This is a genomic window from Larkinella harenae, from assembly GCF_054780515.1.
Genome location: NZ_BAAGWE010000001.1, coordinates 1,074,699 through 1,087,589 on the forward strand (window position 1 = coordinate 1,074,699; position 12,891 = coordinate 1,087,589).

Genomic DNA, 12,891 nt, shown 5'->3' on the forward strand with positions numbered 1-12,891 from the left:
GCGTTTGAAAGTGAGTAATTCGAAAACGCGTTCATGCAAAAGGTATAGCTTATTGCCATGATCAAGGCAAAGTATTGATTGTGCGGCAATTATTTAAAATTCAATTGATTAATCGGTAAGCAGAGCGTATCAGCTATCGATAGTGCCGGTCGAGAAGCTGCCAGAAAAGCTGAGCCGCTGGTTCGATCAATTCATCGTTGAAGTCGTAATCGTCGTTGTGCAGCGCCGGGGAATTCTCGCCGTTGCCGATGCCGAACATAGCCCCTTTGTAGTGTTGGGTAAACAGTCCGAAATCTTCACCCCATTTAAAAGGTTCCTGCTTTTCAACGAAGTCAAATCCCAGGGTAAGGGCCGCATTTTTAATCAGCGCGAACGCTTCGCTATCGTTCTGGTTGGCAAAGAATACTTCCGTAATGGCGGTTTCAATTTCGATTCCCGTTCCCACGCTAAGAATTGTGAGCAGGTTTACGAGCTGACTGGTTAAACGCTCCATTTTCTGGCTTGTTCGGGTGCGAAGCGTCAGGTGGACCTCGCCGTAACCGGCCGAAATTCCGTATGATTTTTCGCCCAGCGTCGTATACACGGGGGTAATCAGGGCAAAATCGTCGGAGCGGCTGTCGGGGTTGATCAAGGGGCGGGACTTCTGGATGAATTCGGCCATCAGGTACATCGGGTTGATGCCTTTTTCGGGCTCGGCCGAGTGCGACACTTTACCCTGAAATGTCACAATCAGGCTTTGAACCGCGGATGTGAAGGGGCCGGGCTTGCACACAACCGTTCCTGTCGGAAAACCGGGCAGGTTGTGCAGCGCAAAGACCCTGTCGGGCCGAACGCTGTCAAAAACCGAATCATTTAGCACATCCTGAGCACCCTGACCGGTTTCTTCAGCGGGCTGGAAAAGCAGATAGACGCGCCCTTTTCGGACGGGATTTTCGGCCAGCAGCGAAGCCAGCCGGGCGAGGATCGTGGCGTGTCCGTCGTGGCCGCATTTGTGCGATACGCCTTGTGTTTGGGAGCGGTGCGAAAAACCGTTGACTTCCTGAATCGGCAGCGCGTCGATGTCGGCCCGGATCAACGTAATGGGGCCGGAGTCGGCCGTTCCGTAGTGCAGCAACAGACCGGTTTGGGCCACTTCCGTACTACTATCCGGCGCAAAGGCACTGACAAAGGTTTTGATGCGTTGCTGGGTCTGGAATTCCTGGCCGGAAACTTCCGGGAAGCGGTGGAGTTCGTGCCGGAACGCAAGGAAAGAAGTCGACTTGTCAGGCGTCATAAACCGAAAAAGAGTTCGTAAATATAATTCGCAGGAGGCTAAAGGTAGGGAAAAAGTGTGATATTGCGGACGGTTATTCAGCTGTTGGCCCACTCTCCTGATTATAAAAAAATGATTCAGTTTAAGCGTTTAGATCACATTCTGATTCCGATTTCGGAGGGAAAACGGGACGAAGCCAGGGCATTTTACGGGGGCATACTGGGCCTGAACGAAGTGCCGGGTGAGCACCCCGGCGGGGCGCTGTGGTTTGCCATCGCCGACATTGAGCTACACCTGCGCGAAGAGGCACCGGGACCGTACTCCAAACGGCATCCTGCCTTTGAAGTTGCCAATCTGGCCGAAGCCAAAGCCGGGCTGGAGCGCCGTGGGATCGAAATCTCGTATTCTTCCGATATCGACGGACGGCAGCGGTTTTTCTTCCACGATCCGTTTGGCAACCGCTTTGAGCTGCTTGAATTTGTCGGCTAAAAAAAGTGCCAACTGAACTCAGTTGGCACGGGACTAGGCGGGTTGAATCACTTGGTTTCGGGTACCAGCATCAGCTTGATAAAATTCTTGCCAAAGTATTGATTGGCAGCCTGTTTGGTACTTTCGGGTGTTACCTGTTTCAGGTATTCAGCTTCGTGCAGAATTTCGGCGGGATCGTCATTGTTGAAATATTGGTTGGCCAGATAAGCCAGCCAGAAGTTATTCTGCTTCAGTTGCACTTCCGTTTCGCGCCGGGTTTCGGCTTTAAATTTGTCGATGTCTTTGGGATCGGCTCCGTTTTGCTTGAGTTTCTCAATTTCGGCCAGGGTTCGGTTGACCAGCTTGTCCACGTTTTCGGGCGCGCAGTTAAACCCAATCCGGAACGTATAGCGCTGCGCCGGGATTTTGCCGTACGCTCCGCTGGCACTGACGCCATAAACGCCACTTTCTTCTTCCCGCAGGGTTTCGGTCAGCTTTAGTTCCAGTGCTTCGGCCAGGGCGTCAATCTGGGTGGTGTTTTCGGCATTCCAGACAAAATTACCACTAAAAACCAGCTGAACCGTTATGCGGGGTTCGAGGCCCTTGACAACCGTTTTTTCGATTTTTCCCGCCGGAATCCGAATGCCCAGATCGCGGTAGTTTTCTTTCCGATTCGTAACCGGTAAACCGCCCAGGTATTTTTCAATCAGCGGTTTAATGTCCTTTTCTTTGAAATTGCCAACGAAGAAGAAGGTAAAATCACTGGCATCGGCAAAGCGTTCTTTGTAAATAGCAAACGCACGATCAGCGTTTACCTGATCCAACCGGTTAGGTGTCAGCGGCAAACGCCGGAAATGATACGCGCCCAGCACCGACTGCACGGTATCCTGAAAGACCTTCTGGGGCGTTGGAGTTGCCAGTTGGTTTTGCAAGAAACTCTTCTGGTTCGACAGGAAACCTTTGATGACATCCACATCCTTGCGGGGCGCGGTGAAATACGCATAGACCAGTTGTAGCGCGGTTTCCAGATCGTCGGGAGTTGTGCTGCCACTGATGCCTTCGGTGGTTTCTCCAATGTACGGCGCGACGTTTACGGTTTTGCCGGTGAGGTATTTACCCAGCTGAATCTGGTTGTAATCGCCGATGCCACTCATCTGGGTGAGCGTAGAGGCAAAGCGCGCCGATTCAAAATCCTTGTCCTCGTAGAGCGAGGTGCCGCCCGGGCTGTTGGCCGAAAAGATAATCTGATCGTTTTTGAAATCCGTCGGTTTCAGAATCACCTTAATCCCGTTGCGGAGGGTCCACTCGGTGGCGCTGATGTCCCGGATTTCCTTTTCGCTCGTTACGGGATTGCCAACCGGGAGCGTTGGTAGCAATGGTTTGTCGAGTGTTTTGTCGACATAAGCCGTGAGGTTTTGGCCCGTTTTGTCAACGAGGGCCAGCACCTGCTGTTCGGTCGGGAGTTTGGCTTTATCCTTCTCGGGAGCCATAATCACAACGGCCCGGTTTTCGGGGGTAATAAACTGCTTGGCCAGGTTGTTGACATCGCCCACGGTAATACCCGGCAGGTATTTGTTCAGAAAGTCGCGGTAAACAGTAATATTGACGGGAATCTCACCGTGCAGGAAATGCTCGACGCATTCGCTGACGTAAATGCTGGAGCGGGTTTTATCGCGTTCGCGGTAGATTCGATCAACGGTTTTCTGGTATTGTTTTTTGGCCCGGTCCAGTTCGGTGTCCGTAAAGCCAAACCGGTCGACGCGGGCGTTCTCGTCCAGGATGGCCGTTATGGCCCGGGTTACATCGCCGTCTTTGGCGATCACGTAGGAGCTGAACGCATCCTGGTCGCTCAGAAAGCTACCGTAATTGCTGTATCCGGCCAGAAACGGCGGGTCAGACTGCTGCGTCAGCTCATTGATCCGGTTGCCAATCATGGAGTTGAACAGCAGGCGTTTGATCGCTTGCCGAACATCGTACAGGGTTTTGGATTTGATTTCGGGGCGTTTGTAGATAATCTGGACCATCGTATTCGGCTGTTCCGGATCGGTCACGATGGCCACTTTGGTATCTTTATGGGGCGGAATCGGATACTTCAGGCGGGGTTTAGGATTCGGTACGGCTGGAATACGGCCAAACTTTTCTTTGATCATGCTTTCGACCTGCGCAACGTCGAAATCACCAACGGCTACAACCGCCATCAGATCCGGGCGGTACCAGTCTTTGTAAAACCGTTGCAGCACCTCCGGTTTGAAGGTTTTGATGATCTCATCTTTCCCGATTGGTAATCGATCGGCGTAGCGGGATTTGTTCAGAATCAGTGGGAAGTACTTTTCGCGCATCCGCTGGCCTGCTCCGCGCCCTGACCGGGATTCTTCCAGCACTACCCCGCGTTCTTTTTCGATTTCTTCGGGGGCCATCGTCACGTTGTGCGCCCAATCTTCCAGAATCTGGAAAGCGCGCTCAAAAAGCCGGGCGGAGTCGGTCGGTACCGGCAATTGATAAACTGTTTCGTCGAACCCCGTGGATGCGTTCAGGTCAGCCCCAAACCGCACCCCGGACGATTGCAGGAAGTTGATCAGTTCATTCTTGGGAAAATTCTTCGTGCCATTGAACGCCATGTGCTCCAGGAAATGCGCCAGTCCCTGCTGGTCATCGGTTTCCAGGATCGATCCGGCATTGACGACCAACCGCAGCTCTGCCCGGTTTTTGGGTTCGGTGTTTTTACGGATGTAATACGTAAAACCGTTGGGAAGTTTACCAACTAAAATGTCGGGATCAAGCGGAATCGCCTGCTTCAGCTCAGCAGGAATACCGGCCGCTACGGCTTTGGCCGGGAGGGTTTTGGCGGGAGCAGGAGTTTTTTTGGGAGCTTTCTTAACGGGTTGTTGGGCACTCGCACCGGTTGCCAGCAAGGCCAGCATGAGGCCGGTAGCCAAAATCTTGTTCATCGTTTCAGGTTGGTTATACGGTTTGTTGCACGATTACCGTAGTTAACCCGAAATTAGTAGTATTATTTATACTTTAATAATGATTTTTTTTTGATACATCCCGTATAAAATGCCAAACCAGATCAAAACAAAGGTGAGCGCCCCTGCCAGCGAAGCGTTGTATGGACTCTCGAAATAGGGCACAAAAAATGTCTGGTACATCCATTCTTTAGCTCCAACGTCGGACCCGTCCGGCTGGGAAATCCGGATCATGTTGAGTACGCGCGGAATCAGGCCGGAAAGGAAGAAAACCGTGATGGCATTGACGCCGAAGGCAACGAACGGTTTGGTCCATTTTCGGTACCCCTGGACATCGATCAGCCAGTAGCACAACGCCAGAGTCTGCAACGCCAAACCGGATGTTAGCAGCACAAATGAGCTGGTCCAGAGTGATTTGTTGATCGGGAAGAAACCGTTCCAGAGGTAAGCGCCGAGCAGCGACAGGCAACCCACAACAAACAACCAGACGGTTTTTTCGGCTTCTGACCGGCTGCTTTTCAATAAGGTGCCGGTCAGAATGCCCGAGAGGCCCGTTGCGATGGCCGGGAGCGTACTGAGCAACCCTTCCGGATCCCAGATTTTGGAGGTTTTCCAAAGGTGTCCACCGAGCAGTGTCCGGTCGATCCACGCGCCAAGGTTTGTTTCGGGGTCCAGATTGGCCGGACCAACCCCCGGAACCGGCACGAACGTCATCATCAGCCAGTAACCGACAAGCAGAATGGCAATCAGCCAGCCCTGCGTCCGGGTAGAGGTTTTGAGGTAGATCAGCGCGCAAGCCAGGTACACCAGGGCAATCCGTTGCAACACCCCCGGAATTCGAACGGTGGTAAAGTCAAATTTGGGAAACAGGTTCAGAAACAGGCCCAGGCTAAACAAGATCAGGCTTCGCTTGATAATCTTTCCTACCATTCCCGTTTTTCCTTCCGGCCTTCCTTCTTTTTTGAGGGCGTACGAAATAGAAACACCGACGATGAACAGAAAAAAGGGGAAAATCAAATCAGTGGGTGTCCAGCCGTGCCAGTGAGCGTGCCCCAGCGGTGCGTAAATATGGCCCCAGTCGCCCGGATTATTGACCAGAATCATGGCTGCCACCGTGATGCCCCGAAAGGTATCGAGGGACAGAAGTCGAACCGTACCCACGGACTTTAATCCGTGTTCTTTAGTAATCGAAAGTTGTTCCATAAATGGTCAATGATCAGTAAATCAAAGCCTAAAGTCCGTAGGTGCGTTCGTTAAAAAGTTGAACGGCCATATTTATTAAACCGGCTTTCAGCGGGTTTGGGAGGGTATAATCAACGATCAAATCTACAGCTAAATGTACATAATTTGGCACAAGACAATAGAGGATCAAATCATAGACTTTACCAAAAGTGAACCGCATCGGCGGGCAATGAACCTTTGAGACAAAAGGGGATAAAAAAACTTGCCCCAACCTATTGCAGATGGGGCAAGTTACAACGGTATTCTATTTTCATTTCGCAACCACGAATGACACCGTTTAGTCCATGTCTTTACATGTGACTAAGTACCAGGATTGGGCGGACCCAGTGGCAACAGGTCACACGGACTAAACAGGGTCATCCGGCAGTTCGTGGATAGGCTAAAAATGCCAGCGAACAAAAGCTTCCATCGCTTCGTATTCGGCCAGACCCAGTTGGTTATACAGCCCGGCAGTGGCGCGGTTGCGTTCTTCGGCCCGCTGCCAGAATTCGCGCGCGTCGGCACCCTGATACACCACACCGTCTTTCTGCGACTGGTGCTTGAAGATACCGAGCCGTTTCCGCACCAGCTGGTCGGGCGACATCGGCACGGCCATTTCAATTTCGTGAATATCCCACTCGGCCCAGGCACCACGGTAGAGCCACACCCAGCAGTCTTTCATGAAATCTTCGTTCTTCAACCGGCGAACGGCTTCGAAGATAGCATCCAGACAGACCTTGTGGGTTCCGTGCGGATCGGCCAGGTCGCCAGCTGCGTAAATCTGATGCGGTTTTACCTCTCTGATCACATCCATTACCACCTGAATATCGTCTTCGCCCAGCGGTTTCTTTTCCACCTTGCCGGTTTCGTAGAACGGCATATTCAGGAAGTGCGCGTTTTCGACAGGAATACCAACAAACCGGCAGGTTGCTTTGGCTTCACCTTTCCGGATCAGCCCCTTTACGTACCGCACTTCTTCCGTGTCCATTTCGCTGCCCTTCTTCTTGCGCAGTGACTCGGCCGCATCCCGGAAAATTTTGGTAGCTTCCGGGCTGTCAATTCCGAATTTCTCGTTGAAATCCACCACAAAATCGGCAAAACGCAGGGCTTCATCATCGGCCACGGCAATGTTGCCGGATGTCTGATAGCCCACGTGCACCTCGTGGCCCTGATCATGCAGCCGCTGGAACGTACCACCCATCGAGATAATATCGTCGTCGGGGTGGGGGCTGAAAATCAGGCAGCGCTTGCTGGCGGGTAGGGCGCGTTCGGGGCGGTTCGTATCATCGGCGTTGGGTTTGCCGCCCGGCCATCCCGTAATGGTATGTTGAAGTTGATTGAAAACGTCGATGTTCAGATCATAGGCCTGGCCAACCTGCGCCAGCAGATCGCTCATCCCGTTATCGTTGTAATCTTTGTTGGTCAGTTTCAGAATGGGTTTGCCCAGCGTACGTGCCAGGTACGTTACGGCTTTTTTAATCATCGGCTTATCCCATTCAACCGTATCAACCAACCAGGGCGTTTGCATCCGGGTCAGGTCTGACGCGGCCGCCTGGTCAATCACAAACAGGGCATTGGGGTGCGTTTGCAGGTACGAAGCCGGTACTTGTTCGGTAACGGTTCCTTCCAGAGCCGCCCGAATGACTGGTGCTTTGCGTTCACCCCAGGCCAGCAGAACAATTCGCTTGGCACTCAAAATCGGCGCTACCCCCATTGTAATTGCCTTTTTGGGCGTTTGTGCCAAACTGCCGAAATCGCCGGCGGCTGCCGCCCGCGTCGAGTGATCGAGCATCATTAGCCGCGTGTGCGAGTTGATCAGCGAACCGGGTTCGTTGAATCCGATGTGGCCATTGCCACCGATGCCAAGCAATTGGAAATCCAGCCCACCGTACGATTGAATTTTTTCTTCGTAGGCCCGGCTGAATTCGGCGACTTTATTAGCGGGAATGGTTCCGTCGGGGATAAAGTAATTGCCTTCCGGGATATCGACGTGGTCGAACAACTGTTCCTTCATGAACCGGACGTAGCTCTGCAGCGAATCGGGTTCCATCGGGTAGTATTCGTCCAGGTTGAAGGATACCACGTTGCGGAAACTGAGTCCTTCCTGACGGTGCTGGCGAATCAATTCGGCGTAGACGGTTTTGGGCGAAGAACCCGTAGCCAGACCCAGGACGCACAATTGATCTTTTTGCTGTTTGTCACGAATCAGGTCGGCAATTTCACGAGCAACGGCACGGGACGCATCTTTGGCATCTGCGTAAATATGAGTCGGGATCTTTTCGTAAGTGATAGCCGACTGTACCGGTTCCCCCGGCTGGCGACCCGACGCGTTTTCGATAACGGAAGGTTCAGAAATCATAGCGAATGATGGTATATTGTAGTTCGAGCGGAGCGGCAAAATTCGGTATATTGATCCGTAACACCAATAAAAATATTTTAAATTTTTTTAAAAATTACGGACTTGTCCCAAATTAAAGAATCGCTTCTATTCTTGTTACTGTTTTTCTTCCAATTGTTACTACTGGTGTGGGCAACCCTGATGGGTTTGGAGGCTTATCCGCTGTGAAACGGCCGGAGCTTGAGTGTGCACACGGGATTTATTTGGGACTTTGACAAGGAAAAGTGCGGATTTTTTATAAATTTTGTATTGCTATACAGTACATTAGTGTTTTCGACTCTTTATAAAGAGTTGGTTGCCCGAAACTAAACCCTTGATATGAAACCTCAACTCCTGATGGCTGGTGGGTTGGTCGTAGTTATTGCGCTGACTCTCTCGTCGTTCCTCGGTATTTTCGAGGATAGGGTGGATTTTAATACCCAAATTAAACCGCTGCTGAACAAAAACTGCATTGCCTGCCACGGCGGGGTAAAAAAAGCATCGGATTTTAGTCTCCTCTTCAAACACGAAGCCCTGGCTCCGGCCAAATCCGGAAAACCGGCCATCGTTCCGGGCGATGCTGAAGGCAGTGAGTTTATTCGCCGGTTGTCGCTCACCGACCCGGACGAACGAATGCCGCTGGATGCCCCCCCGCTAAAACCGGAAGAAATTGAGTTGTTGCGCAAATGGATCGATCAGGGTGCCCAATGGGGCGATCACTGGGCGTATGAATCGATTGCAAAACCGGCTGTACCCAAAATCGGTACGTTCTTGTCCCGGTTGGGACTGATCGACGACGAGGAACTGCAATGGGCCAATAATGAAATTGATCATTTTGTCATTGATAAGCTCAAAGCCGAAAACCTGAAACCGTCGCCCGAAGCCGATAAAGCTACGTTGTTGCGCCGGGTATCGCTCGATTTGACAGGCTTACCACCCACGGAAAAGGAGCTCACGGATTTCGTGGCCGATTCGTCGCCGAACGCTTACGAAAAGGTGGTGGATCGGTTGCTGGCTTCACCGGCTTATGGCGAACGATGGACGGGCATGTGGCTCGATCTGGCCCGCTACGCCGATACCAAAGGTTACGAACGTGATCCGGGCCGCAGCATCTGGCGGTATCGTGACTGGCTGATTAAGGCCTTCAACCAGGATAAACCGTTCGACCAGTTTACCGTAGAACAGCTGGCGGGGGACCTGCTGCCCAATCCGACGGATGACCAGTTGATTGCCACGGGTTTTCACCGCAATACGATGACCAACGACGAGGGCGGTACGCAGGATGAGGAATTCCGCGTGGCTGCCGTAATCGACCGGGTCAATACCACCTGGGATGTGTGGCAGGGAACCACGTTTTCGTGCGTGCAGTGCCATAGCCACCCGTACGATCCGTTTGTCAACGACGAATATTACAAGTACCTGGCCTTCTTCAACAACACCCGCGACGAAGACGTGACGACCGAAACGCCGACGCTACGGTTTTATAAAAAAGAAGATTCGCTGAAAGTGGTTGAGCTCAACAGCTGGTTGAAGCAGCATTTGAAACAGCCCCGGCAGGTTCAGCAGGTCATGCAGTTTGTCCGGATTACGGAACCTAAAATCAATTCGCACGATTTTGACGAATACGTCAATGCATCGCTCCTGGATGCCAGGTTTTTTGGGATGCTTGATGCGGGCTCCGGGCGGATCAAAAATGTTGACCTGACTGCTAAAAACCGGTTGATCATGCAGTGGGGTACCAAGGGCAAAAATGCTGTGATTACGCTGCACCAGGATAGCCCAACCGGGCCGGTTTTGATGACGAGTCCGGTACCGGCCAGCCGCGACACCACCATGATTTTTGCCTTGCCGCCGGTGTCCGGGCGCCACGATCTGTACTGGACGCTGAAGAATCCCGAGACGCCCAAAGACTGGGTACAGATTAAATGGGTATCGTTTCAGACGGCTTTGCCCGGTCAGCCCGCTCATGAACTGGGCGAAATGGATTTGAAATTGGCGAGCATCCTGAACACCCGACCCGAATCAACACCCATCATGTTTGAAGGCACCGGTGATCTGGCCCGAAAAACGCATGTTTTTGAGCGGGGCAACTGGCTGGTGAAAGGCAAAGAAGTAAAGCCGGATGTACCAAAGTCGTTACCGCCGATGGCGGGCGACCTACCCAAAAACCGCCTGGGGCTGGCCCGCTGGATGGTAAGTCGGGAGCATCCGTTGACGGCCCGGGTGGCCGTGAATCGGTTTTGGGAGCAACTTTTCGGTACGGGCATTGTTGAAACCGTTGAGGACGTAGGAACGCAGGGCATTCCGCCGACGCACCGCGAGCTACTCGACTGGCTCTCGGCCGAGTTTATGGAAACGGATCAATGGAGTGTCAAGAAATTACTGAAACGAATGGTGTTGTCGGCTACCTACCGGCAGCGGTCGGAAGTGTCGCCCGAGTTGCTGGCCGAAGATCCGTTTAACAAATTACTGGCCCGTGGGCCGCGCGTACGGCTGGCAGCCGAACAAGTCCGTGATCAGGCGCTGGCGTTGACGGGGCTACTGAGTCATAAACGCTATGGCCCGAGTGTGATGCCGCCCCAGCCCGACGGCATTTGGCAATCGCCCTACAGCGGAGAAAGCTGGAAGCTAAGCGAGGGCGAAGACCGCTACCGCCGGGCGTTGTACACCTACTGGAAACGAACGGCTCCGTATCCATCCATGATCACCTTTGACAGTCCCAGCCGGGAGTTTTGCCAGCTTCGGCGTTTGCGCACCAACACCCCTTTGCAGGCTTTGGTGACGCTCAACGATCCGGTGTACGTCGAAGCAGCCCAGCGGCTGGCCGAAACCATGAAACTCCGTGGCAAAACGCCCGAACAGCAAATTCAGTCCGGTTTTCGGATCATCATGCTGCGTGATCTGGCTCCGAAAAAACTGGCGGTGCTGACCAGGTTATACCGCCATACCCAAACCTATTATCAGCAACATCCCGACGAAGCAAAGAAGTTGCTGGCCTGCGACGAAGCCACGCCCCAACTGGCCGCGCTGACCGTAACGGCCAACACCATGCTGAACCTGGATGAAGTGATTACGAAAGAATAAACCCGATGAACAAATTACTTAAAGAACTTCAGGAAGCGGCTTTGCAACGCGAAACCCGCCGGCACTTTTTGCACACCTGTTCAACGGGTCTGGGTGCGATGGCGTTGGGTTCGGTGCTGACAAGCTGCGGTTTTCTCGATAAAAAAACGGAGCAGACGGCTCTGAACGCTTCGGCTTCGAACGAACCGATGATGCCGCGTCCTTCGCAGTTTTCGCCCAAAGCCAAGCGCGTGATATACATTCACATGGCCGGTTCGCCCTCGCAGCTGGAACTGTTTGACTACAAGCCGGAATTGATGAAATACCACGGCAAAGACTGTCCGCAGGAGCTTTTGGAAGGGAAAAAGTTTGCGTTTATCCGGGGGGTGCCGAAGATGCTCGGCCCACAGGGCAAGTTTGCGCAGCATGGTCAGTCGGGTGCCTGGATTTCGGATTACCTGCCGCACCTGCAAACCGTGGCTGACGAACTGACGTTCATCAAATCCATGTACACCGACCAGTTCAACCACGCTCCGGCGCAGCTTCTGATGCATACCGGCAATGCGCGGCTGGGTCGGCCCAGTATTGGCTCATGGGTGACCTACGGTTTGGGATCTGAAAATGATAATTTGCCGGGATTTATCGTGCTGGCGTCGGGCGGGAAACAACCGGATGCGGGAAAGTCGGTCTGGGGCAGCGGTTTTCTGCCAACGGTGTACCAGGGCGTTCAATGCCGCACGGACGGTGATCCGGTGCTCTACGTTTCCGATCCGCAGGGTATGAACCGCGACATTCGGAAGCAAACCATCGACGCCATCAACGACATTAACCGCCAGCAGTACGAAGATGTGAAAGACCCGGAAATTCTGACCCGGATTTCACAATACGAGATGGCGTTCAAGATGCAAATGTCGGTGCCCGACGCGATGGATATCAAAAGCGAGCCCGAATACATTCTGAATGCGTATGGAGTTGATCCCAACAAAGGCTCGTTTGCCCGGAATTGCCTGTTGGCCCGTCGGCTGGTGGAGCGCGGAGTACGGTTTGTGCAGCTTTTCGACTGGGGTTGGGATACGCACGGCACCAGCAAGGACGGCTCCATTGAAACCGGATTGCGGGACAAGTGCACGGAGTCGGATCAGGCGGTAACAGCTTTGCTGAAAGACCTGAAACAACGTGGTTTGCTGGATGAAACGCTGGTGGTCTGGGGCGGTGAATTTGGCCGAACTCCCATGCAGGAAAACCGCGATGGCCAGACAATGCCGTTTATGGGGCGTGATCACCACCTGGATGCCTTTACGGTTTGGATGGCCGGTGGCGGGGTGAAACGTGGCTTCAGCTACGGCGAAACTGATGACATTGGCTATTATGCTACGAAAGATAAAGTTCATGTTCACGACCTTCAGGCTACGATTCTGCACCTGCTCGGCTTTGATCATACCCAACTTACCTACCAGTTTCAGGGGCGCCCGTTCCGGCTGACGGATGTGGCCGGAAAAGTAGTCAAACCGGTTTTAGCCTGATAAAGGACCCTGGAACCGTTA

7 protein-coding genes are annotated in these 12,891 nt (G+C 52.9%); 3 read left to right on the forward strand and 4 right to left on the reverse strand.

Annotated elements, in window-relative coordinates; genetic code table 11:
* Positions 1-133: 133 nt before the first annotated feature.
* Complete coding sequence (locus tag ACYVH9_RS04390; protein WP_460635078.1) at positions 134-1,273, reverse strand: amidohydrolase; 1,140 nt, start codon at positions 1,271-1,273, stop codon at positions 134-136.
* Between the two features lie 111 nt (positions 1,274-1,384).
* Here ACYVH9_RS04390 and ACYVH9_RS04395 point away from each other — a divergent pair, with 111 nt between their 5' ends.
* Positions 1,385-1,741 (forward strand): VOC family protein, encoded by a 357-nt coding sequence (locus ACYVH9_RS04395; RefSeq protein ID WP_460635079.1) that lies wholly within the window; start codon positions 1,385-1,387, stop codon positions 1,739-1,741.
* A gap of 47 nt (positions 1,742-1,788) precedes the next feature.
* On the opposite strand, the gene ACYVH9_RS04400 is transcribed toward ACYVH9_RS04395, so the two are convergent.
* The 3 genes from ACYVH9_RS04400 to nagB form a co-directional block, all read right to left on the reverse strand.
* Positions 1,789-4,668: a M16 family metallopeptidase gene (locus tag ACYVH9_RS04400; RefSeq protein WP_460635080.1), complete on the reverse strand. Its 2,880-nt coding sequence runs from the start codon at positions 4,666-4,668 to the stop codon at positions 1,789-1,791.
* Between the two features lie 66 nt (positions 4,669-4,734).
* The gene (locus ACYVH9_RS04405; protein ID WP_460635081.1) at positions 4,735-5,889 is read right to left on the reverse strand and encodes an acyltransferase family protein; all 1,155 of its coding nucleotides are present in this window, start codon (positions 5,887-5,889) and stop codon (positions 4,735-4,737) included.
* Between the two features lie 418 nt (positions 5,890-6,307).
* Positions 6,308-8,266 (reverse strand): glucosamine-6-phosphate deaminase, encoded by a 1,959-nt coding sequence (gene nagB, locus ACYVH9_RS04410; RefSeq protein WP_460635082.1) that lies wholly within the window; start codon positions 8,264-8,266, stop codon positions 6,308-6,310.
* 357 nt (positions 8,267-8,623) lie between these two features.
* Here nagB and ACYVH9_RS04415 point away from each other — a divergent pair, with 357 nt between their 5' ends.
* Together ACYVH9_RS04415 and ACYVH9_RS04420 are read left to right on the forward strand one after the other, a co-directional pair.
* Positions 8,624-11,368 carry a DUF1553 domain-containing protein gene (locus ACYVH9_RS04415; protein ID WP_460635083.1) on the forward strand — a complete coding sequence of 915 codons (2,745 nt, stop codon included), beginning with the start codon at positions 8,624-8,626 and terminating at the stop codon, positions 11,366-11,368.
* A 5-nt stretch (positions 11,369-11,373) separates the two neighbouring features.
* Positions 11,374-12,870 carry a DUF1501 domain-containing protein gene (locus ACYVH9_RS04420; RefSeq protein ID WP_460635084.1) on the forward strand — a complete coding sequence of 499 codons (1,497 nt, stop codon included), beginning with the start codon at positions 11,374-11,376 and terminating at the stop codon, positions 12,868-12,870.
* Positions 12,871-12,891 lie beyond the last annotated feature (21 nt).